The following is a 24139-nucleotide window of genomic DNA, read 5'->3' as shown; positions in this document are numbered from 1 at the left end:
TCCGACGACTGACTTCTATTCAGCGCCGCCTCCGTCGTTCAGCGGTCGCACGGCCTCCTTGCGGTCCGGCCGTTACTCGACAATTATGGCTCCGTCAATATTGGTGAAAACGCGTCCGGATTCGGAATGGCGATCCAGGGCTGTTACTACCGTACGGTTTTGTATACTGGTTACCAGTGCCAGGTCGTGGTATATAACCAGTGAATTCCTCACCCCCTTGCTGGCGGCCAGACTCACCGCCCGGCTGATTTTTTCCATGTCGGCGTCATTCAGGGTGATGTTGCGCTCCCGCAGGCGTTTTTCGGCATGGGCCGACAGTTTCAGCCGGCCCCCGTCCATTTCCCGGCGCAGCACTTCCCTGAAAGAGCCCGTTTGGGATGCCTTGTCTTGCTTTTCAGGACGGCCTTCCCGGGAAACCGGGAGAGCTAGCGGTGCAGGCAAAAGTCCGTGAATCTTGACATCCATTTAACTCCGGATCTCCTTTACCGTACCATAGTCATAGGGAGTGCCGTTGATCACCAGTTTGATGCCGTTTTCGTTAATAATGAGCTTTTCCACCGTTCCCTCAACGTCCCGGCCGTCCTCCCCCACCGCTGTCACCTGCTTGCCGACCAGATTGGCAGTCAGCGAGAGCTCCTGTGTCCGTAGCAACACCTCCATGTTCTTGTTGAGGTTCATGATCTGCTCCAGGGCCGTAATTTGCGTCATCTGGGTCATGAACTGGTCCTGGTCCATGGGACTCATGGGGTTCTGGTAGCGCAGTTGGGCAACCAGAATTTGTAAAAAGGCGTCCTTGTCCAGTTCCTTTTTGGCCGGTTGAAATTTGTCCTGCGGATTGTAGTAGATACTGCTTGCTGAATTTACTTCCATCTGTACATCCCACCTTTAAACGAAAAGGTTGATACCACCCGGCAATGGATCTGCTGGCGGTTCTTGCCCGGTACTGCCGCCCGGTCTTTCGCCGGAACCGCTGTGCTGCCGCCCGTAATTGTATCCCGGTTGCTGGTAATCACTCCGGGGCGGGAGACCGCCCTCATGTCCTACTGATACCGAAGCGCTGTGGAGGTGTAGATTCTGGGCGGCCAGGGCCTCGCGTAGCTGGGGCAGAGCACTTTCAATGGCGTCCCCGGCGGCGGGGTTACTTGCGAGAAAGTGGGCGCTCACATCCCCCTGCCGGTAGATCAGGCGGATCATTACCTCACCCAGGTGCTCCGGCTCAAGCTTGAACCAGAGGTGGGTTTGCCCCTCGATATGCCGCGCCACGGCCTGCCGCAACACCCGGCCGATTAAAGCCGGCATTTGCAGCAGGTTTACATTCTCCCGTTGTATTATTGGATTGGACAAATTATTGGAAGTTCCGGTAATTCCGTCTCCGCTGTGATTGGTTGACTGGTAGTGCGTCGGATTGTGGCCCGGGGTGCCGGCGCTGTCATTACGGTTCATGATAGGAGGAGAAGTTGTATCCTGTGCGATTTGCCGGGGCACCGTACCGTCCCGGATCCGGGGAGCCTCCAACCTGCCGGAATCCGGAACCTCCCCGGGGACTGTGTTCTGCGGGGCCACCGGTACCCGCGTACCTTTAAGCTCAAGCCCGGCGGTGTTGTTCAGCAACCTTTCTTCCCCGGAACCGGCCTTTTTCTGGAGAACTTCCCCTCCGTTTTGCTGCATGAATTGAAACAGAAAAGGTTTTAACTGGTTAATTTCCACGTCATGGAAGACATCAACACCATTTTGCTGCAAGTCAAGCAGGGTTAGCTCCTTCAAGACTAAATCCCAGGGCTTTATGTTTTGCTCGACCTGCCCGGCCGCATATGCAGCCTTCTGTGACGGTGAAGGGAGAAATTCTGCTGCTCCCTGGTGTTGGCTTGACGGGGCAACTGCGGCAATTGCGGGAATGCTTTTGTTTCCGCTGTTATTACCGGTACCCAATACGGATTCCAATGTTTTGTTTTCCAGTTCGTTGTAAAGGTTAAAGATTGCCGCCAAAAGGGCCGCCCAATCACTGAAAATCTCCGTTTCATTATTGCTTGCATTTTGTTCCTTTGTCCCCTCTGAGCTATTGGTTACTGGTGTGAACGGTTCTTCGGAAAGAATACCTGCGGGCGACAGCAGGGAAGCTATATCCGTAAAAGTTGCTTTCAAAACGCCGGCGAGTGGTCCCGGTGTACTACCGTTTTCCGAATCCCCGCTAAAATCCCCACCGGCTGCGTTTGCAGCGGCTGTACCTTCCCCGGTTGTGCCCAGCAGCTGCATTAATAAGGAAAGAAACGTGCTGGAACCGGATGAGCCGGCAGCAATGCCGCCTGGAGAAAATGGCCGTTCCGGCGCCGGGGAGACAAAATTAATTTCCATGATCGTTTCACCTCCTTTTTCTAAAATCTTCCTTCTCGTTTTTGTGCCATCACCTCCTCCGGGTAGCTCAAACACTCCAGCACTTGTCCGGCAGTATCCTGCTTTTCGTCTGCCGGGTCAAATGATCCCGCAGGCAGCTTACTGCTTAATTCCGGCGGCACCAAAACCGCCTGAGCCCTTGTTCGTCCGTTTCCTTTTGTTCGGCCCGGTTTGCCTGCAGGGTGTGGGCGTGAAGTTGCTTTTCCTTAAGTCTTTGTAAAACCATTCTCTGGCGCCGGGCCTCAAAGGCTTCCATCCGGCAGCGCATCAGCTTCTCATTGGCCCTGGCCACCTCTTCCTGACAACGGTTCCGGTCATTTATAAGCCACTCCCGCCAGAGCACCAGGTGAAATTCGTTCTCCAGCCGCATTGGCCCCACGCTGCAACCGGCAAAGCTTTCTTCCAGCAGGGAGGTTGTCCTGTTCAGCTCTTCCACCCGGTCCAGGTATTCCCGCTGTGCCCGGGAGTGGGCCAGGATGGCCTGCTCTTCCTTCTGTTCCCTGAACTGCAGTACGGGCTGCAGGCGAAAATGAAATTTGCGCATGCCAGACACTCCTTAAGCTTCAGGTGTGTAACAAACGGCACCGAAGACGGCGGTCCTTTTTTGCAGGACAAACCAATCGTCTACCCGGGATCCGGTAAGGTTTTCATCGTTTCCTCAAAGCTGCTGTACTCGTGCATGTCCTGGCGTAAAAACTGTACAATACGGGGATAGGCCTTTACTGCGGCGTCAACCTGGGGGTTGGACCCGGCTACGTAAGCGCCGATGTTGATTAAATCCTCCGACTGGCGGTAGGTGGCCAGCAGATCCCGCAGTCTGCCGGCCCGGGCCAGGTGTTCTGCGTCCACAATCTCCGGCATTACCCGGCTCACGCTCTGTAATACATCGATGGCCGGGTAGTGGTTTTGGGCCGCCATTTCCCGGGACAGGACGATATGCCCGTCCAGAATGCCCCGCACCGCATCGGTAATTGGCTCATTCAGATCGTCCCCTTCCACCAGCACGGTATAAAAGGCGGTGATGGAACCCGTAGCCCCCATCCCGGATCGTTCCAGCAGCCGGGGCAACAGGGCAAAAACCGAAGGGGTGTAACCCCGGGTGGCCGGGGGTTCGCCGATGGCCAGGCCCACCTCCCGCTGGGCCATGGCAAAACGGGTGATCGAGTCCATGAGAAGCAGTACGTCTTTACCCCGGTCGCGGAAATATTCGGCAATGGCGCTGGCCAGAAAGGCGGCCTTTACCCGCACCAGCGCCGGCTGGTCCGAAGTGGCGGCCACTACCACTGAACGGGCCAGGCCTTCAGGACCCAGGTCCCCTTCAATGAAGTCCCGTACTTCCCTGCCCCGTTCCCCCACCAGGGCGATCACATTCACATCGGCACTGCTGTACCGGGCCACCATGCCCAGGAGCGTGCTCTTGCCCACCCCGCTGCCGGCAAATATGCCCAGGCGCTGTCCCCGGCCGCAGGTGAGAAAGGCATCGATGGCCCGTACCCCGGTGGAAAATATCTGCGTGATGCGCTGTCTGGACAGGGGGTTGGGCGGGGAGTTGTCCACCGGTACGTAACACTGGTCCGGAGCAATGAGCTCCCGGCCGTCCATGGACCGGCCCAGCCCGTCCAGCACCCGCCCCAGGAGGTGTTCTCCTACCGCCACCGACAGGCCCCGGCCCCGGGGCACCACGCTGCAGCCGGGGAAAATACCCCGCAGTTCCCCCAGGGGCATGAGCAGGGTGACATCTTCCCGGAAACCCACCACTTCGGTCACCACCGGTGCTTCGCCGGGCACGTGGATGTCGCAGATTTCACCGATGCGGGCGGCAATGCCCCGCACCTCCACGGTCAGGCCGATGACCCGTACCACCTGCCCGGTGGGGCGCAGCAGTTTGGCCGCCCGTACCCGCCGGCGCCATCGTTCCAGGTCAATTTGGGGTAAAGCCATCTGTGTTATCCCCACTTTCCAATCCAGCCTTCAGAAACTATGATGGATCCGCTCTCCCTTGCCCGGCGACCTGCAGCCCTGCTTCCCTCAGCACTTCCTCCAGGGCCTGCCAGCGTGACTCAAGGGTGGCGTCCACCCTGCCGTCGGCCGTTTCGATGCGGCACCCACCCGGTTCTATGGCCGGGTCGCCTATAATATTCAGGACCGTTCCGGGGGTCAGGGCATGGAGTATTTCCTCCCGTCTTTCTTCCATCAATTTTTTCTGTTCCGGGTTTACATAAATAACCACCTGTTCCCGTATCCGGGCCGTTTCCAGAGCTTCCCGCACTATATTCAGCACTATGGCGGGGTCGATGGTCAACTGGGCGGCCACAATTTTTTCCGCCATTTCCCGGGCCAGGGCCACCACTTCTCCCTCCAGAGCTTCCAGGGTTGCGCGGCGGATTTCTTCGGCCTGCTGCAGTACCTGGCGGGCTTCTTCCCTCAAGGCCCGGGCTTCGGCCGCAGCATCTTCCACGGCTTTGCGGTAACCTTCCCGGTAACCTTCCTCCCACCCTTCCTGCAGCCCTTCTTCCCGGGCTCTGGCGGCCGTTTCCCGGGCCAGAACCTCCGCTTCGTGCCGTGCCTTTTCCAGTATGGCTGCGGCTTCCCTTTGAGCCGCAGCCAGGATTTCTTCGTTTTTTGCCCGGGTTTCATCCGGAGAAACCATCTGCCCCCGGCCGTTCCCGCTGCCCTCGTGGTGTTCGTCCCGGTTTAAAGGCAGTACGGGAAAATCATAGCGGAGAGCTATAAAGACGGGGTCCTCATCGCAGGATACGCTCCCCCGGATGATCCTAAATGATGATCGCATCTTCTCCACCCCGTGCGATGATAATTTCGCCCGTTTCGTCCAGACGGCGGATAATCTGCACTATGCGCTGCTGGGCTTCTTCCACATCCCGCAGCCGTACCGGCCCCATGAACTGAATTTCCTCCCGCAGCATATCGGCCGCCCGGCGGGACATGTTCTTGAAGATGCGCTCGTTGACTTCCTCGTTGGCCCCCCGCATGGCCTTGGCCAGGTCCTTGGTATCCACTTCCCGCAGAACCCGCTGGATGGCCGTATCGTGGAGCTTGACGATATCTTCGAAAACAAACATCATCTTGCGTACCTCGTCGGCCAGGTCGGGATCGGAAACCTCCAGTTCTTCCAGGATGGTTTTTTCGGTGCTGCGGTCCACCCGGTTTAAAATGTTGACCAGAGTTTTCACACCACCCACCATCTGATCCTGTTGAACCACCATCGAGAGCTTTCTTTCCAGAACCTTTTCCACTTCTTTTACTACCTCCGGGGGTGTGCGGTCGATAACCGCTATCCGCCGGGCGATGTCGCTCTGCTTTTCCGGAGGCAGGGAGGAAAGGATCAGTGCTGCCTGCTCCGGCACCAGGTGGGTGATGATCAGGGCGATGGTCTGGGGGTGTTCGTCCCGGATGAAGTTGAGCAGATGCTTGGGGTCGGTCCGGCGCAGGTTGCTGAAAGGCACTTTCTGAATGGCTACCGACACTTTGTTAAGGATTTCCTCCGCCCGTTGGGGACCTACGGCTTTTTCCAGTACTTCCCGGGCATACTTGTAACCGCCGTGCATCAGGTATTCCCGGGCCTTGCTCAACTCCAGAAATTCTTCCAGCACCGCTTGCTGGATTTCTTTCGGTACACTCTCCAGCATGGAGATTTGCTGGGTAAGCATCTCTATTTCATCATCGGGAAAATGTTTCAAGACCCTGGCGGACAGGTCCGCCCCCAGAGCAATCAGGACGATGGCCGCCTTTTGAACACCAGTTAACTGACCGCTGAACCTGCCATTCATGATGCACCTACTCCTTGAGCCACAGCTTTAAAACCTCGGCTACCTGAGCCGGTTTTTCCCGGGCCATTTCCCTGATCTGCTGCGTCCTGCCGGGCTGTGCCGGCTTTTCTTCAGGTGCGGGCACATGCCCGGTTACTACAGGAGTCTTCGGCATCTCTTCCACAGCTTCCAGTTCATATGCACGGCGCCGCCGCCGGCGGATAAACAGGATTAACAGGAGCAAGCCCATTAACAACCCGGCTGCTCCCGCCGCCACGGGCCAGTATTTTTTCAGGCCGGCCAGCATGGTGGGGGGTTGCGCCGTTTCCTGCCGGAACTGGTCCAGGTAAGAGGTATCAAAGGGCATGGCCGAAACGTTAATCTGATCCCCCCGGTTTTGCTGCAGGCCCACCGCTGCCGAAACCATGTCCTGGATCTGCTGCACCTGGGGTGCGCTGTAGTTGCCGTTTAAAACCACGGCTACCGAAAGCCGGCGCAGGGTTCCCGGTGCGGCGACCAGGGTCTGCTGCTGGCTGCCCAGCTGATAGTTGGTAATGGTCTGCTGCTTCTGGTACTGGGAATTGCCGCCGGTAAGAGCCTGGATGGTCTGTCCCGGCTGGGCGGTATTCGTTCCCGGCGCCCCACCCGCACCCGTGCCCGAGCCGCTTTCGGTAATGGTTTGCTGGCTCAAAGTTTGCCCCGGCTGCACGGTAGTGGTGGTGGTCTGACGCTGGTCAAAATCCAGGTCGGCCGTAACCATGGCCACCGCTTTGTTCGGTCCCAGGATTTTGGTCAGCATCTGCTGAATGCGGGTCTCCAATTCTTTTTCATATTGCCGGCGCACCTGGTATTGCTCCATGGACAGGCGGGCCAGTTTAGCCCGCTCGTCGGCCAGGGCCAGGTTGTCGCTTAAGACGTTGCCCTCCATGTCAATGATGTGTACGTTTTCCGGCTTCATTCCCTGGACGCTGCCCACCACCAGATCCATAATGCCCTTTACCTGTTCGGGCTTCAATTCACCCTTGAGTTTTAAAGCTATCGAAGCAGAAGGTTCCACCTGGTTGTCCAGGAAGAGGCTTTCCTTTGGCAGCACCAGGTGCACCCGGGCCTGTTCCACCTCGTCCAGGCTGGTAATGGTGCGGCTCAATTCCCCCTCCAGCGCCCGCTGGTAGTTAACCTGCTGCTCAAAGTCGGTGACACCGAACTTTTGCCGGTCAAAAAGCTCCCACCCGGCCCCCGAATCGGCCAGTATCCCCTTGCTGGCCAGCTGGATCCTAACGTTATGAACCTGCCCCTCCGGCACGGTAATGGTTTTCCCCTGATCTTCCAGCCGGTAGGGTACCTTCATGTTTTTCAGTTCTTCGGCAATTTTGCCCGCCTGTTTTGGCTCCAGGCCGGTGAACAGGGGAGCATATGCAGGTTGGGCGATAAGAACGATCAGGTAAATTACGGTCGCCAGCAGTCCCGCCGCAGCGGCAGTGAAAAGGACCTGCCGGGACCGGGGCAGCGCCTGCCACCGCTCCTTAATGGGGGCCAGGATCGGTTTGGGGTCCATCGACTACAACAGCTCCTTAAACCTGCATGCGCGAAATTTCCTGGTAGGCTTCTACTATTTTATTACGCACCTCCACAGCCAGGGACATCATTATCCGGGCTTCTTCCATGGCAATGGTCACCTGGTGCAGTTCCTGCACCCGGCCGGTGAGGAAGTCGAGGCCCACCCGGTCGGCCCGTACCTGCGCGTTATTTACCTCTTCCAGGGCCCGTTCAAGCATCCGGCCGAAACCGGGAGCGCCGGCAGCAGCGTCCGGCTTTGCGGGCTGGCTTGCCGTGGGTACCAGGGTTAAAGGGGAAACGGGTAAAACCTGCATTTACAGAGTGCCCCTTTCGTTAGCAGCATGAATAATTATAAAATGTTCAGCGAACCTTGTTAGATGCGTCGCTGTCCTCGCTCACTCCAGTGCTCCGCGCCGACAGCACCGCGGCTCGCTTCGGGCCGGCTCTGGCTCTCTGCGGATTGCCCGTGACTAATTGCACTTCGTTGTTAGCTGTTAACTAATGTTTTTTTAAACTTTTTTTACGCTTAGTTAATCTTGCGTCCTCGAGAGCCGAGCCGGCGGCCTCGCTTCACCGGGTGCTGTTACCGGCGCTTCGCAAGTCGTTCGCTCCGGACAGCGACGCATCCTTGTTATCACGATTTGACTGAATACATATCGAATATCAGCCCCTGCCTATTTCCAGAGCCCTCAGGGCCATGTCCTTGGCCGCGTTCAAAACCGTGACGTTGGCCTCGTAGGTCCGGGTGGCTGCAATCATGCTGACCATCTCGTTGGCAATATTGATGTTGGGATAGGCCACGTATCCCGTATTGGGGTCGGCCAGGGGATGGGAGGGCTCGTAAACAAGCCGGGGCGGGGATGGATCCTCCACTACTGCCGCCACGCTCACGCCGGCGGCGTTGAAGGAGGGTCGGCCGGGCGGGGAGTCCAGGGCCTGGCGCAGTTTCTCGGCAAACACGGGAACTTTCCGGCGGTAGGCCGGGTTCAGGGGGTCGTTGGGCCTGCCCGCCGTTTGCAGGTTGGCAATATTGTTGGCCGTAATATCCAGCCAGAGCCTCGATGCTGTTAAGCCTGAGGCACTAATGCCGAATACATCTAATAGAGGCATCGCCTGTTACCTCCCCCGGATGACATAGGTTAACAGGGACAGGCGGTCGCCCAGAGCCCGGGCGGCGGCCTGGTACGTCAGGGTATTGGCGGCCAGGTTTACCATCTCCTGATCAATGTCCACGTTATTGCCGTTGTAACCCATGGTGGTGCCCTCCTCCTTCACCACCGTGGGTTCCACCCGGGCCAGCGGGACCGGAGCCCCGATATGCCTGGGGTCACTGGTAACCAGCGGCAGGACATCCTCCCCCAGCGCCCGCCGCAGTTCCTCCGTAAAGCTGACGGAAGATTTTTTAAATCCCGGCGTATTTACATTGGCCACGTTATGGGCAATTACCCTTTGGGTTAGTGCCGCTGCATCCAGCTGCTTTTGCAGCGCCACCAGAATGGGACTGGCGAAAAGGTCCAAAAAACCACCTCCCGGCTGCTCTGCCATGATCTTATTTGGGGGCCGCTCTCCGCAATATACCACCCATGTAAATTGCTAACAAAAAACCGACCCGGAGGTCGGGAAGCATTGTCGCAACCCGGCTGCCTTAGCGGGAGTCCGCTTTAGGCCCGTGGCTTTGCGCCCCTCCCTTTCGGTGAAGTTTGCCCCTGGACAATGTGCTAAGATGAGTTATTTGTTTGAAGGCAGGTTGACTTTGGTAACTAAATGGTAAAATATTTGACACGATCTCCCAAACTCCTTCTATAAGAGAAGAAAAAAACAAAAAAAAATAACAAAACTTGAGCTTTTTGACACAAGGTACGGAGTAAAACCAGAGAAAAACGTCGAATAAAGTCGAAAGTGGGGAGGTTCCCTTTCACCTTCGTGCCCAGGCTATAACCCTGCGCACCGCCGTGATTACGTCCCGTACATCCCCGTCATTCATGGCCGGATAAAGGGGCAGGGTGATAATCCGCTCGTACAGCTCTTCCGCGTGGAAACAGTAAAACCCGGAAAGGCTGCAGCTGTCCGGGTCCCCCAGCCAGCGGTAGTAGGGATGGCGGTACACGGGCAGATAGTGTACATTCACCCCGATGTTTTCCGCCCGCAGGGCTTCAAATACCTGGCGCCGGTCGAATTTTAGATGCTCCAGTTTCAAGGCCAGCACGTAAAGGTGCCAGGATGAGTGACCGTATGGAGCCTGGTACGGGATTTCCACTTCGGGCAGGCCGGCAAAGGCTTCGTTATAAGTACGGGCAATCTCGCGCCTGCGCTCCACAAAACGGTCCAGCTTGCGCAGCTGGCTCAAACCCAGGGCGGCCTGAATATCCGTCATGCGGTAGTTGAAGCCAACATCAAGCATTTCGTAGTACCAGGGGCCCTGGTCTTCTACCATCAATTCCCGGTCCCGGGTGATCCCGTGGTTGCGGAAAAGCAGCAGCCACTGGTACAGCTCGGCGGAATTGGTGGTCACCATTCCCCCTTCCCCGGTGGTGATGTGTTTCACCGGGTGGAAGCTGAAGACGGTCATATCGCTCAGGCAGCCGACGGGCTGCCCTTTATATTCCGCCCCCAGGGCGTGGCAGGCATCTTCAATGACCACAAGATTGTGCTTTTCAGCCAGGGCGTGAATGGCGTCCAGATCGCAGGGCTGTCCGGTGAAATGTACGGGAATGATCGCCTTTGTTTGCGGGGTGATCTTTTTTTCTATTTCTGCCGGGTCGATATTGTATGTGCGCGGATCTATGTCCGCAAACACGGGCTTCGCACCCAGGTAGAGGGCGCAGTTGGCGCTGGCCACGAAGGTGATGGGGCTGGTAATCACTTCGTCACCCCTGCCCACACCGGCGGCAAAACAGGCCGCGTGCAGGGCCGCCGTCCCGCTGGAGAAGGCCACGGCATAACGGGCGCCCACCCGGGCGGCAAATTGCTTTTCGAATTCGGCCAGGGTCGGGCCGGTGGTCAGCCAGTCGCCTCGCAGTACCCTGGTGACGGCCTCGACGTCGTCTTCTTCAATCCACTGCCGGGCATAGGGAAGATACGTTTCCCGCACGGGTTTACCCCCGGCAATGGCGGGTATTTGTAGATCAAGGTGGTCGGCACGAGTTCCCATGTGCAGGTTATTGCTCCTTTTTCAAGTTTTTTGATAAACTATACACAAAGCTTAACAAATTCTGCCGGTGAAACAATGATAATACCCTGGAACTCTTTCAGGGCTAAGAGGTGCTCATCTCCGGAAACAATGTATTGAACCCCACCCTCCAGCGCGCACTCCAGAACTCTATTATCGTCGGGATCATTTTCTATAACGTTTAACTGGAAATCAGGAGATACCAAAACTGTATTTTCCAGGTCAAGGAATTGCTCTAAAATACCCTGTCTCTCATTGATTGTACCTACCTTATTAAACCTTGGACGCAGCAATACCTCCAGATATTCCTCCAACAGTGACTGGCTTATAACAACGGTGAGTTTGCCTTTCGCCCAAAAATCTACAATCATTCCAGGAGGCCCGTTCGGAATGAGAATACCGGATATAACAACATTAGTATCCAGAACTACCCTCATTGCCTGTATCCTCTTTTTCGGTTCCTTACGAGCCGTACCTCTTCCAGAACATCCTCTTCCGTAATCTTTGCCTTCCCGGCACTGGACCTGATCTTTTCCATCGCCAGCTGGAGGGCTAAACGCTTACAATCTTTTTCAATTTTTCGGAGCCGGCAATATTCCTCATAATTAAGCAGCACGCTTTTGGGTTCACTGTTAACGGTGAGTATAACCGGCGCCGCGCCGAGGGTCAGTGATTCGATAATGGACGTAAGTCTGGGCCGGGCCTCGTTAATCCCGATAATCCGTTCCATGATTGATTCCTCCATTAAAGAATAATTTAATGTTAACATTATTGTATTCTTTAATGTTTCCGCTGTCAAACCCTGCTTTCATTAAGTGGCCGTGTAGAATTTAAGTAGGTGCCAGAAGGGGATTGACCCGCCGAAAAAATGAGACCGTAATTATATTTTCTCAGGAATACGGAAAATGGTATAATAGTGCCGGAATGCAGAAGCGTGGGTGATTTACCTTTGCCGCCTTGCGGGCAATTGATCAGATTGCCGGTAAAGCCCGGGCTTTATTAGAGGAAGTGAATGCCAGAACCGGTCCCGTGCCCGACCGGGATCTGGTGGCCATGGCAGCCTATCTGCATCATTATTCACACGGACCCTGGGTCTTTTAAGAGCAAAATGGATCGTTACTTAATTTATAACCGGGGGGGGGTGGTTCCTATGAATGAAACACATGAAACAAGGGACATAAAACAGAGGTTTTATACTTATTTTGACAAAAATCAGGCCAGCGTGCTGGCAGATATGTACGACATTTTACGCCTGCAGCTTAGTGATATCGTGAGGGCGCGTGATTTTAACGAATTAAAAGAGATCGTCAGAGAATTGGGTGAGGCGCAGAAAAGGACGGAAGCGAGAGTTGATAAACTAGCCGAAAAAGTTGAGGAGATGGCTGAGGCACAGAAGAGAACGGAAGCAAAGGTTGAAGAACTGGCTGAGGCGCAGAAGAGAACGGAAGCAAAAGTTGAAGAACTGGCTGAGGCGCAGAAAAAAACTGAACAAAGTGTCAAAGCACTGGCCGAGGAGATGCGTGGTCTCTGCCGCATAACCGCAGACCTGAGAACCGAACAAAACGGCCTGGCCAAAAGCATGGCCTACGCCCTGGAAAACGAGGCCTACCAGAAGCTGCCGGCCTACCTGAAACAGCTTGGTATTGCTGTCACCGAAAAGTTTGTCCGCAAATATATAGGTGAAGAGGAAATCAACTTCTTCGGCCGCGGGACGCAAAACGGCGAAAACATAATCATCGTGGGAGAAACGGAACTTAAGTTCACCAGTGCCGGTAAAAAACTCGGGCAGTTGAAGCGAAAGGTTGCCGCCGTGGCCAGGGAATACCCCGGCACAAAAATAATCAAACTTCTGGTCACCCATTTCGCTAAGCCCCAGGCCCTGGAAAAGGCAGAGGCGGAAGGAGTTATCGTGGTTCAAAGCTTCGAGTGGCTGTAGGTTTTGATTTTCACATCCACCACGATCATTCCACTCCAATAAGTTAATAAGTTAAGTGCCTGGCACCAAATATTTTCCGCAACAACAGCTAAAGAAATTCCGGGTTTCTTCCGAATTAAAGTTAAGAGGCCACCCTTTCCAGGCTGACGGCGGGGAAACCGCTACGCACGGTTTTAACAGGGGGTAGATGGGCAATGAGGATTACCAATAATCTTGATCCCCGGCAGGTCATGGACGTTTACCAGAAACGTCTTAAGATAGAAGAAAACAAGAAGAACGGCAACCCCAAACATTCCCCACCGGCCGATTCCTTGGAAATCTCCGAACGGGCCCGCGAATTACAGCTTTACCGGTTACATTTAAAAAAGCTTCCCGAAGTCAGGGTTGAACTGGTTGAATCGGTAAAAAAACGGCTTGCGGAAGGCACCTACTTTATCAACCGGGAAAAGGTGGCGGCGGGCATCATGGAGGAGCGCCGGCTGGACAGGCATGTGTGATGCTTTTTACCCGCCATTTCCCGCGCCACAGCGGGTCCGGTGCTAAATAAACCTGTCCAGAATCAGGCCCAGCATCTTTTTCACGCTGGCCACAATTTTCAAGGCCCATTCCGGAGGGATCTCCCGGATTACTTCCTGCGTCTCGGCGTTAATCACCTTTACCATGATTTCCCCGCTTTCCTCGTGCAGGACGAACCGCAGTTCTGTGCGATAGAGCTCCATGGTTTCGTTGATCCGGTTGACGGCTTCCCGCACCTCCTCGACGGTGGGCCTTTTATCCTCCCCTATTTCTTCCATAAAAAGCGCCTCTTTATCCCTTTGTTCCCCGGCGCCGGGGACATCATTCTTGAAGGTTTGGGACACCCTCACCATAGAGGAAAAATCCGTTCTGACAGCTGGTTCCACCTTACTCATCTTCATCCTGCCTTTCACTGTATAAAGCTTGCTAACTTTTTTATTCGTCATGATATGGCAAAAAATTAAGGTGGCAGAAAGTTTTTTCGGAAACGAGAAGCTCAAGGATATTTTCCTCCTGCCGAAGATAAGTAAAGTAGAGAAACGCTTTTTTTTGATGAGCGGTGACCGGCTATGCAGGGACTTATGGAAGAACTGGTTTCCATATTAAAAGCGGAACTGGCCGCGCTGGAAAAAATGGCGGTGGCGGCAGAAAAGCTAAACGACGCCCTGCGCAAAAACAGCGGAGACTCGTTGAATGAAGCAACGAGAGAGCTGGAATTCCTGGCGCGGCAGATGGAGGAATTGAAAGCGGCCAGCACCAGGGTGCAGGAATGCGCCGGGCGGGCCTGCGGCCTGTCGCCGGGGGCACCGCTGGCGGAACTGGTTGCCGCCCTGCCGCCGGTGCCCGGCAGGCAGGAAGCAATGAACCTGGTGGCGGAACTGCGGGGGAAGGCCCGGGAACTGGCGGATTTGATCCAGCTCAACAACCTGCTGGCCCAAAACGCCCTGCGCTTCTGCGATCGCCTTTTAAGGGCCATTGCCCCGGCCCCTGCAAAGACATACCTGCCGGACGGCGCCATGGATAAAGGCGGCACCGGCCCGTCTTTTGTCGATAAATCCGTGTAAACCCCTCAAGAGAAGAGGTGCATTTTTCGCATGCCCGGAACGTTCTTCGGCCTGGAAATCGCCCGGCGGGGGCTTTCGACCCACCGTACGGCCATGGACATCACCGGCCACAACGTGGCCAACGCCAACACGCCCGGCTATACCCGGCAGGAGGCGGTCATCGCCGCCACCGACCCGTACGCCAACCCGACACTGGGCAGCAGGCTGCTCCCGGGGCAGCTGGGCACCGGCGTGGAAGCGACCATGATCCGGCGCATCAAAAACGAGTACCTGGACGTGCAGGCGCGGGACAGCATTTCCTCCCGGGAGTACTGGCAGGTGCAGGAGGAAATCTTCGGCCGCATCGAGGCCGTCTTCCCCGAGCCCGTCGCCAGCGGCATTGCCAGCACCCTCACCAGGTTTTTCAATACCTGGCACGACCTCAACAATACTCCCCAGGACCCCGGCGTCAAGGCCGCCGTGGCCGAGACTGGTGGCGAGCTGGCCACCATGATGCGGGAGGCGTACCAGCAGCTGGAGGATATTTCAGGAAGCATTTTGAAGGTTGGCTCCGACGGCAACGTTACCGGCGGCCAGCTCAAAGACCAGGTGGACGCGGTAAATGAAATCCTGCGGCAAATCCGGGAACTGACGGAGTCCATCAAGCGGGTCTACGCCCAGGGCAACCAGCCCAACGACCTCCTGGACAGACGGGACCTGTTGCTGGACCGGCTGGCGGAGTACGGGCCGGTGAGCGTCACCTACCTGACCGACGGGGGTAAGCCGACGGGGGAAATTGCTTTGACCTTCTTCGGGGTGGATGTGCGAGCTGCGGACGTTACGGTGGGGCTGAAGCTGGACGGTGCTCAATCTTCTTTGCTGCAGATTGGGGGAAAAAAAGTTCCCCTGACCGGCTATCCGGGAAAAGCCGGCAGCCTGGCGGGGCTGGAGGAAACCCGCTTGAGGATTGCCGGGTACATGGAAAGTTTTAACAAACTCTCCGAAGCTTTAAGGGATGCCGTCAATGAGGCTTTGGAACAGGAATTTTTCACCCCCCTCAGTTCACTAAAAGATGGCAATTTTGCCGTAAAATCGGATATCTTGAGCAATCCCTCCACCATTAAAGGCGAAAGAGCTCTCTACGTTGCCCGCTTGGCCACCATTGGGCAGGCCGATTTGGACGGCGCCACTTTCGGCGAATACTTCCACGCCCTGCTGGCCGACATCGGCGCCCGCTCCGGTAGCGCATCGAACATGGCCGGCACCCATCGTGCCGTCGCCGAGCAGGTGGAATCCCTGCGCCAGTCCGTGTCCGGGGTCAACCTGGACGAAGAACTTTCCCGGCTGATCCAGTACCAGTACGGCTACCAGGCCAGCGCCCGGGTGCTGGCTACCATCGACGAAATGCTGGACTACCTGATCAACAGGACCGGTTAAGTAGGATTAATAGAACGTTTTACAGACTTTGAACTTCTTCACGTCCCGGCTCCGGTAGAGGGTTAAGTAGGATTAATAGAACGTTTTACAGGCGTGAAAAGGTCGTGTTGTCAGACGCCAGGAATAACGGCAAAAGATAAATCCCTGATGCGGAGGGAAAAACAATGCGCGTTACCCACATGCTGGTTGCCCGGCGCACTCAAAACTACATCCAGGACGCCATGCAGAGGTTGGCCCGCACCCAGGAGCAAATGTCCACCGGCCGCAAAGTACTGCGCTTGAGCGATGACCCGCCGGCCCTGAGCCAGCTCCTCAACGTGCGCGCGGCGGTGGAGCGGAACAAGCAGTACATGCGCAACATCACCGACGGCCTGAGCTACCTGGACGGGGCCGACACCGCCCTGGGCACGGCGGGCGAACTTTTGCAAAAAGCAATCGAATACGCCATCCAGGGCGCCAACGGCACCCTGGAACCGGACGACATGGCTGCCATCGGCGAGCAGATCGACAAAATGATCGACGAACTGGTGGATATAGCCAACACCACCGTGGGCGGGAAGTATATTTTTGCCGGTACGAAAAACGACCAGCCGCCGTTCTGGCGGGATGGCGACAAGATATATTACGGGGGCAACCTCGAGCGCGTTTCCCGGGAGATCCTGGACCAGGCAAATTATACAATTGATGTTCCTCCTGTTACCTATACAACAATAAATCTTGGTTATCCTCTTGACGGTGGGAGAGGAATAGGTAGAGATGAAACTTCTGCAAAAGCCGATGGTAATTTAATCATTGAAACTAGTAGGAATGGGGTTGTTAATAAGTTTGAAATACCGTTTTCCGCCGGGGAAAGTTACTCAAGTATTGCAGAGAAAATTACCGACATGGTTCCTGGTGTTTGGGCTACTTTTATTGATGATAATGGACCCAACCAAAATGCATTTATAATTAAAAGTGCCAGCGGAACACTCAGCGTAAAGGAAGCCAGCGACGGAACTCTGGGTGCTTCAACTACTTTCGCGTCACATCCTGAAACTGAAGATGTTGTCCCCGGAGTTTTCGGCTTTTATAATGAGAATAGTCATGAAGTAGTTGGCGGCGTTTTCGAAGTACTGATGAAGTTGGCCCAAAGCCTCAAAGATGGTGATGTGTCCGGTGTTCATAGCTCTATCGGGAAACTAAACGACCAGCTCGACCATATCCTGCGCTACCGTGTGCAGGTGGGGGCCCGTACCAACCACTTCGAGTCGGTACGCAGCCAGCTCCAGGACCAGGAGGTACGCCTCACCCAGGTGCTGAGCAACCTGGAGGACGCTGACGTGGCCCGGGTGGCCGTGGATCTTTCCCGCCAGCAGCTCGCCTACCAGGCGGCCCTGGCTGCGGGGGCCAGAATTTTGGAAACGTCTCTGCTGGACTATCTACGCTAGCCGTTTTTACACCTGGCCCGTCCCCCATCTTTAACCCATCTTTAAGAAGAAGCTGGAAGTTTACAGGAAACTTCCAGCTTCTTTTCTGCATTTCCGTAAATGCGGCAGGTCCGTAAATGCGGCGGGTCAACGGGGCTGTTATGCTTTTCAACTTTCTGGTATAATAGTGCCGGAATGCAGAAGCGTGGGGGATTTACCTTTGCCGCCAAAAAGAGGGTTATAAGGGATGCGGGACGATGAACAATTACCGGAAATACCTGCAGGGCCACCTGAAAGAAGTGGCCCGGGAAGAAAAAGAACTGGAGCAAAAAGCAGGCCTGGCCCGGGAAAAGGCCGGGGAAATAGCCCGGCAGCTGGCCCGCCGGTTCGGCGTAACAAAGGTCTGCCTTTTCGGCTCCCTGGCCACGGATGATTTTGATCAGTTTTCGGACATAGATCTGGCCGTGGCCGGCCTCCCGGAAAGGGAATACCTGAAGGCCTACGGGCTGGCGGAAGAGATAGCCCGCCCTTTTGCGGTGGATCTGGTGCTGCTGGAAAATGCCGTGGAAACATTAAAGGAACGGGTGCAAAAAGAAGGGATCGTCTTATATGACCGCCAGGGAGAGGAAAATAGCCCGCTTAAAACGCCTGATATCGGAAATAAATGAAGACTTGCGGGCAATTGATCAGATTGCCACTAAAGCCCGGGCTTTATTAGAGGAAGTGAATGCCAGAACCGGTCCCGTGCCCGACCGGGATCTGATGGCCATGGCGGCCTATTTGCATCATTTTTACACTGGTGTGGAATCAATGTTCGAGCGCATTTCGCGCCAGATAGATGGTGGTCCGGTTAAGGCCGGAGACTGGCACCGGGAACTTTTAAGAAGCATGGCCGTAGAACTGGAAGGACTGCGGCCCGGGGTCATATCCCGGGGATTAATGGAAGAGCTGGATGAATACCGCCGCTTCCGCCACCTTTTCCGCCATGCCTATGCCGGTGAGCTGCGCTGGCTGAAAATGTGCCACCTGGCGGAAAATATGGGCGATATCCTGGGTCTTTTAAAGGGCAAAATGGACCAGTTCAAGACATTTGTTACGGGTGTGATCGAAGAACTGGAAAAGAACATTGAATAATCGCAGTTTTACCAGTGGGCCTGTTTTTTACAAAAAGCATTGGTGAATGGGTGATTATACGCATGGGCGTCTACCTTGGATTGGACATTTGGAAATGCGACGGGTCAATGGGTCTGTTGCTCAAGATAAGAGGTGACCTGGCGGGCAAATTCTTCGAAATCACCCAATTCTCCGGTGACGGTTTTATAAATTGCCCGGTAATCCAGGCGCCAGTAAACGTGAACGATGGCATTGCGCATACCGGCCATACCTTTAATCCGGCGGGCGAAACGGTGATCCAGCAATCCTTTTTCCCCGGCCAGTTCGATCAGGCTGGTGGTATCATACTCACTCAACGCCACCCCTTTGACTGCCAGAAAGTGCCGGCAAATATCCAGGACACTTTCCAGGGCGATACGCAGGTGATGCACGCACAGATCCCGGGTGTCAAGATCAATGGTGAATTCCTCGTAGGACGAGAATCGTGCGCGCAGGTCCTTTAACCGCTGAACCGCCTGATCCATTTGAGATAAGCAGGTTTCAATCCGCTCGCGGTTAAGCCTCCTCCCGGCCACAAGCAAGCCCCCCCTCGCCCGTTCCCGCCAGCATGTGTTGTACTCGCACTTAAAGTAAAGGTAGTCTTCGTAATCGAAAAAGGTATCCGTGGCAAAGCGGGCAAAGCTTTCTTCATCTCTACTGTAAAGCAAAATACCTTTAGTTAAAGCTTCCATCTTCAGCGCCGGACTGCACAGGTTCAATGCGACCAGGTCTACGTCCCGGCGCTTTATGAGCGCGGATAGTTCATCAAAGGTCTTCAGGTAACGTTGAAAATGATAGTCCGAAAAAAGTACGGCCACGTCCAGATCCCGGGGAGTCGCCGGGGGATCTTCAACGGCAGAACCGAATAAAAAAGCCAGTTCTATCCCGTGCCGCTCATAAAAGGGCGCGGGTATTTTTAATAACTCTTTTGGCAACCTTTCCGCAACTGCCGGCATTTGCCCCTCAACACCTCCCCGAATACCCACAGGCCCTTATGAATTATGGCAACCCCAAAATGTCCCGGGCTTTCACTTCCAGGCCGGGCAGAACCGTAGAGGTGATGAACTCTTCATCCTCTTCCTCGTACACCCCGGTGCGCTGCCAGTCTTTTTCGCCGGGCACAAATACCTCCACCAGCCGTTCCTGCGGGTCTACAAGCCAGAATTCCCTTACCCCGCTCTTGAAATACTGCCGGCTTTTCCTGCCCCGGTCCCGCCGGATGGTGCCCGGCGAAAGAACCTCCACCACCAGATCCGGGGCGCCGTTGATCCGTGTTTCTTCTATAATGCCAAGCCGCTCATTGCTGATAAAGATTACGTCCGGCTGGAAAGTGTTCATTTTTACCGGTTCGTCTAAAACCACATCCAGGGGGGCAATAAAAACTTGCCCGGAGCCGGTTCTCTGGGCATATTGATCAATTATCTTAAAAAGCCTGCCTACCAAAAGCTGATGTCGTGTGCCCGGCGATGGCGCCAAGACCAGTTCCCCCTCGATCAGTTCATAACGGTTGCCATCGTCTATCTCCAAATAGTCGTCGTAAGTATAGAACTTTTTGACTTCTTCAGCGGGCTGAGTCACCATGGGCTATCCCCCTTTCATCGCAACGCTGCCCCGGTTATTTATGCCTTCCAATATGGTCAGATGGCTAAAAAGGTGAATCCGTTGTCATTATTAGCCCCGGAAGAGCAGGAGCCGTTATTTACAAGCTCAGATCACCCCGATCTCGCGCAGCGCCTCCACCCCGGCTGGGGGAGGGTCCTGCCAGAGCCAGGCCACTTTTAGCCGGAGGCCGGGGATAACTTCGGAATGGTAGACTCCTCCGGCACCGGCGGTGTGCAGCCGGTAGCGCCCGTCTTCCCCCAGGCGGTAAAATTCCGCCTGCTGCCGGTCAGGATCGATCAGCCAGTACTCCTTTACCCCCGCCGCCTCGTACTCCACGTACTTCTCGCCACGGTCCCTGGCAAAACTTTCCGGGGAGGTGATCTCCACCACCAGGTCCGGAGCACCGTCGAAATAGGTGGGCTTCAACCGGTGCAACCGCTCCCTGCTGATAAACACGATGTCCGGCTCGCGCCCCCGTTTTAGTGGTGCAGGCAGCTTGATGGTAAAAGGCGCCGGAATTACTTCGCCCAACTGCCGCATGAGAACGAAGTTTCCCAGCAAATCTCCCAGGAACCTGGCAATTCGCTGGTGCCTCACCGCCGCCGGGGTCAGGACCACCACCTCCCCGTCCACCCACTCCGCCCAGGTATCCTCGTCCCCCCACGCCAGGAACTCCTCGAAGGTCATGCGGCCCGGCGTCTCTTCGGATTCCCGGTCAACCGCATAAGCTACGCTGGTCTCCCGCACCGCTTCTTTTCCGGCCTGAGTGCTCATTTACTCACCTTCCTGAAGTGCCTGGCACCAAACACTCATAACCTAATATCTACTAGCCTGAAATATAAATTCAACATCACCCGTTGCCCAGCCAAGCCCTGCCAGTATTTTTAATTCTCCTCCCCATTGCAGTTCTTTTATTGCTTGTGCTAATTCTTTTTTTGCTTCTTCAAAATTTTCATTTCCCTTGTTATTAACTTCGAGGTATCCGCGAGTTAATCTGTTTAACGTAGACTGTTTGGGTTCCCACGGCTTATTAAATATTATAGAGCGAATAAACTCAACCGCAGTCATTTCTCTCACTCCCTACTTATTTCAGTACCCTGGATCTCATTTCTTGAATTTCCTTAAAGCATTCAACAAGGGTATTTTTTAAATCAAGCAAGCTTTCCGGTTTCATTTCATAGACAAACGCTCTCTTAGAGGCAATATCAAAAGGCAGCCTTATTTCTTCTCCCTGCCTCCAAATAAGAATAACCTCATGAATCCTTTTAAAGCAATGGGTTAAGCCGAGTTCATACATTACATTCGGGTTGTACCCGGTTACGTCTACTACAACCTGACCTGCTACGAACAATGCCCTTAAAATGTCATTAATAATATCCCCACCCATTTTTCTGTTATCAATTCTGTAAACCCATAGTCCACATTCCCTGGCGGCAGGTTCAATGGCATCCATTAACACTTTGTCGCTATCATTGTTAAACGGTGAAAATACCAGGCACATTCTCTGATCCTGTTCAAACTCACCAGCTAACAAATACTTTCTTAAATCCAGCGGATACACAATTGATTTATAGGCATCTGCAATAAGCATATTCGATCCAACTCCTCAGTAATTCATCCGAGCCTGTTGTACTTCTCTTTTTTCCTTCCAAAACATTCCATTCTAATTTAAGTTTTAAAACTTTTTTGTCAACCTTTCCGCAATTGCTGGCATCCTCTCCCAGCACCACTCAGTACAGCAATCTATCTTTTTCGTTTATACCAATCTGCGATAATGCCAAGCCACTCATTACTGATTTTGACTTTTTCATCGGGCTGTGGAGGCCGGGGATAACTTCGGAATGGTAGACTCCTCCGGCACCGGCGGTGTGCAGCCGGTAGCGCCCGTCTTCCCCCAGGCGGTAAAATTCCGCCTGCTGCCGGTCGGGATCGATCAGCCAGTACTCCTTTACCCCCGCCGCCTCATACTCCACGTACTTCTCGCCACGGTCCCGGGCGAAACTTTCCGGGGAGGTGATTGGAACTCTTCGAAGGTCATGCGGCCAGGCGTCTTTTCGGATTCCCGGTCAGCCGAATAAGCTCCGGCGGTTTCCCGTACCCTTTCTTTTTCGGCCTGAGTGCTCACTTCCTCACCTCCCGGTCAGTATGACAGGGCGGCAGACATCAGAAGTTTTCCTTAGCAACATTATACCATTCAAATGCTTCTCCTAAAGGGTTCATGCCAAAAACCCCTTCAAGGTGTCGATAAACTGTTCCTTTGTCAACCTGGCATAAATCTTTCTCCCCCGCTCCTGCAAATACACCCACCCTTCATCCGGTGATAGGAAAAGGAACGTTTCACGACCTTTGAGCGATTCCATATCCACCATCCGGTGCTTCCAATTGAAACCCATTTTGCTTAAAAGTGCCGCGGCCACGGGATTATCGCTGTTAATGTAGTTGCGCCAGTTTTGAACAGACGGTCGTGGTCAATCTGATTTTTGTTCATCAAGCCGTATCCTTTTTTATCCTGGTTACAGTTTACACCGGGCGGGTGCGGGCCGACAAGGGTTTTTTCCAGCGCTACGTCGCAAGGCAAGCCGGGTTTGCAGTGTTCTCGTTATGCTGTAAAACTGTTTAAACCCATTGCCCGTTCAGACATAAGTTAATAAGTTAAGTGCCTGGCACCAGATTCGACTATAAACGTTCGTTCCTCCCGGCTGTCCCTCATTCGCTGTTCCATATTATTTGAAAATATCCTCTCTTTCAGTACCTTAAAAATCATCCCCGGCGTTCCGCTTAATCCATAGACTAATATACTTACTACCATCGAAGCATCCAAAAAATGGACAATAGCCGCGGGATTCACTAACCGTTACTAGGACATAAACTTAGGGCAAGACGTGAATAATCGTTAACCCAATAGAAGGCGTTCCCATTTTTCGTAATATCCTTGATAACAGATTCGCTCGGATGATGGTATCGCTTATTGTTAATCCCGGCTGAAGCTATCCACAGTCGACAGTTTCTGGCGTCGCGCATCAAAGCTGCATTCCAGCAATGCTCGGAACCGTGATGTGGTAGGAGACAGACGGCTACTGATTCAAGCTTGCTGCCCATATGCCGTCGGAATTCATCGTATTTCTCTTTTAAATTCAAATCACCCGTAAGCAGTTGGCCGTTGACCGGCTCTGATAATTCTGATAGCAAAGCAACAAGGCAGAAAGGACACTCCGTAAAGATACATATGGGTGGTAAATATAGATGCATGGTAGTCTTAGGGTTACAATGTACAGTTATCGACCCACGTCCAACCAGCGGACCGTGAAATAATACTAACGAAGTGGCGTTTATATCTTTGCTCCCTGTAACTCTTTCATAGCAACGTCTTATTTTAGCTCTCGTTTTTTGGCAACGCAAAAGGTTTATTATATTTAGAGAATTTCCTATGCGGGAAAAACAATTTTGGAAATTTTGAAGGCATAATTGCTCTATTTCACGAACATAAAAGACAAACTCCCATATATTCCTCAAAGTAATTTTTCCGTGGTGTGTTTTGGTTATGATTCTATTTTCGCGATAATATGTCAACCATTTGTGCTGGGTTTCTACATCTTCTTGCTCAAAAGGGGCTTGAGCCTCCTGTCCTGACACATCCTCTAATTCGATCACTAAATCGCCGAGCCTAAGTTGATCAGGTTTGCGGCCGTTTCCCCGAATGATTAGTATAATTTTTTGTACTCCTTTGTCCAGCAAAAAATCAATAGGATTAATCATAAAATCAAAATACCATCCCTGCGGTCGATTGGTGCATAGAAGCAGTAAAGCTCTTTCTAGAGGCGAAACATATGGCAATATTACTAGCTCCACCGTGGTCTTTTCAAACAATTTATCCAAGCCGGATACATGATCGTAATCAAGATGCGATATTACTACAAGCGGTATCACCGGTTTTGAATGTGAAAACGTTTGACAATACCTTTCAATCGCATTTCGTACAGATTTTACCGATCGGCTACCACAATCATATACGAAATTAAAATCACCGATCCGCCCGGTATAAAAAAGTCCTTGTCCCACATTATGGAAATGGAAATGGCAGTTAGGATCCTGTTGGCACATATACCCCACCCTGCAAAATAATCATAGCGAAGAGAAGCGGATGATTTACCAATTGAAACAAG

General features: G+C 53.8%; 30 protein-coding genes and 1 riboswitch. Of the genes, 7 read left to right on the top strand and 23 right to left on the bottom strand.

The features are described from left to right. Positions 1-72: 72 nt before the first annotated feature. The 14 genes from G7K71_RS14740 to G7K71_RS14675 all read right to left on the bottom strand — a co-directional run bounded on the left by G7K71_RS14740 (position 73) and on the right by G7K71_RS14675 (position 11614). A complete protein-coding gene (locus G7K71_RS14740; protein ID WP_166347868.1) occupies positions 73-465 on the bottom strand; it encodes a TIGR02530 family flagellar biosynthesis protein in 393 nt (130 codons plus the stop codon). Next, positions 466-870: a flagellar hook capping FlgD N-terminal domain-containing protein gene (locus G7K71_RS14735; RefSeq protein ID WP_166347865.1), complete on the bottom strand. Its 405-nt coding sequence runs from the start codon at positions 868-870 to the stop codon at positions 466-468. A 15-nt stretch (positions 871-885) separates the two neighbouring features. Next, the gene (locus G7K71_RS14730; RefSeq protein WP_166347862.1) at positions 886-2352 is read right to left on the bottom strand and encodes a flagellar hook-length control protein FliK; all 1467 of its coding nucleotides are present in this window, start codon (positions 2350-2352) and stop codon (positions 886-888) included. Positions 2353-2497: 145 nt separating this feature from the next. After that, a complete protein-coding gene (locus G7K71_RS14725) occupies positions 2498-2935 on the bottom strand; it encodes a flagellar export protein FliJ (RefSeq protein WP_166347859.1) in 438 nt (145 codons plus the stop codon). Between the two features lie 80 nt (positions 2936-3015). Then, on the bottom strand, positions 3016-4332 hold the full coding sequence (gene fliI, locus G7K71_RS14720) for a flagellar protein export ATPase FliI (RefSeq protein ID WP_166347856.1): 1317 nt from the start codon (positions 4330-4332) through the stop codon (positions 3016-3018). A gap of 37 nt (positions 4333-4369) precedes the next feature. Further along, positions 4370-5182 carry a FliH/SctL family protein gene (locus G7K71_RS14715; RefSeq protein WP_166347854.1) on the bottom strand — a complete coding sequence of 271 codons (813 nt, stop codon included), beginning with the start codon at positions 5180-5182 and terminating at the stop codon, positions 4370-4372. Continuing rightward, positions 5166-6179, bottom strand: coding sequence for a flagellar motor switch protein FliG (gene fliG / locus G7K71_RS14710; RefSeq protein WP_166347851.1), 1014 nt, complete (start codon positions 6177-6179; stop codon positions 5166-5168). Before fliG ends, G7K71_RS14715 begins: the two co-directional genes overlap by 17 nt. Positions 6180-6186: 7 nt before the next feature. Further along, a complete protein-coding gene (fliF, locus tag G7K71_RS14705) occupies positions 6187-7713 on the bottom strand; it encodes a flagellar basal-body MS-ring/collar protein FliF (protein ID WP_166347848.1) in 1527 nt (508 codons plus the stop codon). A 16-nt stretch (positions 7714-7729) separates the two neighbouring features. Further along, on the bottom strand, positions 7730-8029 hold the full coding sequence (fliE, locus tag G7K71_RS14700) for a flagellar hook-basal body complex protein FliE (protein WP_166347845.1): 300 nt from the start codon (positions 8027-8029) through the stop codon (positions 7730-7732). Between the two features lie 349 nt (positions 8030-8378). After that, entirely contained in the window at positions 8379-8825 is a 447-nt protein-coding gene (flgC, locus tag G7K71_RS14695) for a flagellar basal body rod protein FlgC (RefSeq protein ID WP_166347842.1), read from the bottom strand. 6 nt (positions 8826-8831) lie between these two features. After that, positions 8832-9233, bottom strand: coding sequence for a flagellar basal body rod protein FlgB (gene flgB, locus G7K71_RS14690; RefSeq protein ID WP_166347839.1), 402 nt, complete (start codon positions 9231-9233; stop codon positions 8832-8834). A 109-nt stretch (positions 9234-9342) separates the two neighbouring features. Beyond that, a riboswitch (cyclic di-GMP riboswitch) is annotated at positions 9343-9430 on the bottom strand. A 200-nt stretch (positions 9431-9630) separates the two neighbouring features. Further along, on the bottom strand, positions 9631-10866 hold the full coding sequence (pseC, locus tag G7K71_RS14685) for a UDP-4-amino-4,6-dideoxy-N-acetyl-beta-L-altrosamine transaminase (RefSeq protein WP_166347836.1): 1236 nt from the start codon (positions 10864-10866) through the stop codon (positions 9631-9633). Between the two features lie 38 nt (positions 10867-10904). Then, positions 10905-11321 carry a putative toxin-antitoxin system toxin component, PIN family gene (locus tag G7K71_RS14680; protein WP_166347833.1) on the bottom strand — a complete coding sequence of 139 codons (417 nt, stop codon included), beginning with the start codon at positions 11319-11321 and terminating at the stop codon, positions 10905-10907. Continuing rightward, on the bottom strand, positions 11318-11614 hold the full coding sequence (locus tag G7K71_RS14675) for a type II toxin-antitoxin system Phd/YefM family antitoxin (protein WP_166347830.1): 297 nt from the start codon (positions 11612-11614) through the stop codon (positions 11318-11320). The genes G7K71_RS14680 and G7K71_RS14675 overlap by 4 nt, the downstream gene beginning before the upstream one ends. A gap of 420 nt (positions 11615-12034) precedes the next feature. On the opposite strand from G7K71_RS14675, the gene G7K71_RS14670 reads away from it, so the two are divergent. Next, entirely contained in the window at positions 12035-12820 is a 786-nt protein-coding gene (locus tag G7K71_RS14670) for a hypothetical protein (RefSeq protein WP_166347827.1), read from the top strand. Between the two features lie 194 nt (positions 12821-13014). After that, on the top strand, positions 13015-13317 hold the full coding sequence (gene flgM / locus G7K71_RS14665) for a flagellar biosynthesis anti-sigma factor FlgM (RefSeq protein WP_166347825.1): 303 nt from the start codon (positions 13015-13017) through the stop codon (positions 13315-13317). A 42-nt stretch (positions 13318-13359) separates the two neighbouring features. Here the strand turns inward: flgM and G7K71_RS14660 are convergent, their stop codons facing one another. After that, positions 13360-13731, bottom strand: coding sequence for a flagellar protein FlaG (locus G7K71_RS14660; RefSeq protein ID WP_166347822.1), 372 nt, complete (start codon positions 13729-13731; stop codon positions 13360-13362). A 174-nt stretch (positions 13732-13905) separates the two neighbouring features. Here G7K71_RS14660 and G7K71_RS14655 point away from each other — a divergent pair, with 174 nt between their 5' ends. The 5 genes from G7K71_RS14655 to G7K71_RS14635 all read left to right on the top strand — a co-directional run bounded on the left by G7K71_RS14655 (position 13906) and on the right by G7K71_RS14635 (position 18356). Beyond that, positions 13906-14400: a flagellar protein FlgN gene (locus tag G7K71_RS14655; RefSeq protein WP_166347819.1), complete on the top strand. Its 495-nt coding sequence runs from the start codon at positions 13906-13908 to the stop codon at positions 14398-14400. A 30-nt stretch (positions 14401-14430) separates the two neighbouring features. Continuing rightward, on the top strand, positions 14431-15816 hold the full coding sequence (flgK, locus tag G7K71_RS14650) for a flagellar hook-associated protein FlgK (RefSeq protein WP_166347816.1): 1386 nt from the start codon (positions 14431-14433) through the stop codon (positions 15814-15816). A 164-nt stretch (positions 15817-15980) separates the two neighbouring features. Further along, positions 15981-17243 (top strand): flagellar hook-associated protein FlgL, encoded by a 1263-nt coding sequence (flgL, locus tag G7K71_RS14645; protein WP_166347813.1) that lies wholly within the window; start codon positions 15981-15983, stop codon positions 17241-17243. A gap of 236 nt (positions 17244-17479) precedes the next feature. Then, on the top strand, positions 17480-17890 hold the full coding sequence (locus G7K71_RS14640) for a nucleotidyltransferase family protein (protein ID WP_121451313.1): 411 nt from the start codon (positions 17480-17482) through the stop codon (positions 17888-17890). Further along, on the top strand, positions 17832-18356 hold the full coding sequence (locus tag G7K71_RS14635) for a hypothetical protein (RefSeq protein WP_166347810.1): 525 nt from the start codon (positions 17832-17834) through the stop codon (positions 18354-18356). Before G7K71_RS14640 ends, G7K71_RS14635 begins: the two co-directional genes overlap by 59 nt. Before the next feature lie 104 nt (positions 18357-18460). Here G7K71_RS14635 and G7K71_RS14630 read toward each other — a convergent pair whose 3' ends face one another. The 8 genes from G7K71_RS14630 to G7K71_RS14600 all read right to left on the bottom strand — a co-directional run bounded on the left by G7K71_RS14630 (position 18461) and on the right by G7K71_RS14600 (position 24077). Next, a complete protein-coding gene (locus G7K71_RS14630; protein WP_166347807.1) occupies positions 18461-19330 on the bottom strand; it encodes a type VII toxin-antitoxin system HepT family RNase toxin in 870 nt (289 codons plus the stop codon). 43 nt (positions 19331-19373) lie between these two features. Further along, positions 19374-19955 carry a Uma2 family endonuclease gene (locus G7K71_RS14625; protein ID WP_166347804.1) on the bottom strand — a complete coding sequence of 194 codons (582 nt, stop codon included), beginning with the start codon at positions 19953-19955 and terminating at the stop codon, positions 19374-19376. Positions 19956-20081: 126 nt separating this feature from the next. Further along, on the bottom strand, positions 20082-20750 hold the full coding sequence (locus G7K71_RS14620) for a Uma2 family endonuclease (RefSeq protein WP_166347802.1): 669 nt from the start codon (positions 20748-20750) through the stop codon (positions 20082-20084). A 42-nt stretch (positions 20751-20792) separates the two neighbouring features. Beyond that, positions 20793-21044, bottom strand: coding sequence for a hypothetical protein (locus G7K71_RS14615; RefSeq protein ID WP_027356853.1), 252 nt, complete (start codon positions 21042-21044; stop codon positions 20793-20795). A 16-nt stretch (positions 21045-21060) separates the two neighbouring features. After that, positions 21061-21567: a hypothetical protein gene (locus tag G7K71_RS14610; protein WP_166347799.1), complete on the bottom strand. Its 507-nt coding sequence runs from the start codon at positions 21565-21567 to the stop codon at positions 21061-21063. Between the two features lie 139 nt (positions 21568-21706). Continuing rightward, on the bottom strand, positions 21707-21949 hold the full coding sequence (locus G7K71_RS14605) for a Uma2 family endonuclease (protein WP_313884990.1): 243 nt from the start codon (positions 21947-21949) through the stop codon (positions 21707-21709). Next, complete coding sequence (locus G7K71_RS19115) at positions 21925-22101, bottom strand: hypothetical protein (protein ID WP_207712922.1); 177 nt, start codon at positions 22099-22101, stop codon at positions 21925-21927. Before G7K71_RS19115 ends, G7K71_RS14605 begins: the two co-directional genes overlap by 25 nt. Before the next feature lie 722 nt (positions 22102-22823). Continuing rightward, complete coding sequence (locus G7K71_RS14600) at positions 22824-24077, bottom strand: MBL fold metallo-hydrolase (protein ID WP_166347796.1); 1254 nt, start codon at positions 24075-24077, stop codon at positions 22824-22826. Between the last annotated feature and the right edge of the window lie 62 nt (positions 24078-24139).

This window comes from Desulfofundulus sp. TPOSR (assembly GCF_011393055.1).
GTDB classification, from domain to species: Bacteria; Bacillota; Desulfotomaculia; order Desulfotomaculales; family Desulfovirgulaceae; genus Desulfofundulus; species Desulfofundulus kuznetsovii.
Note: the sequence above shows the minus strand (reverse complement) of the source record. Positions and strands in the feature narration are given on the sequence as shown.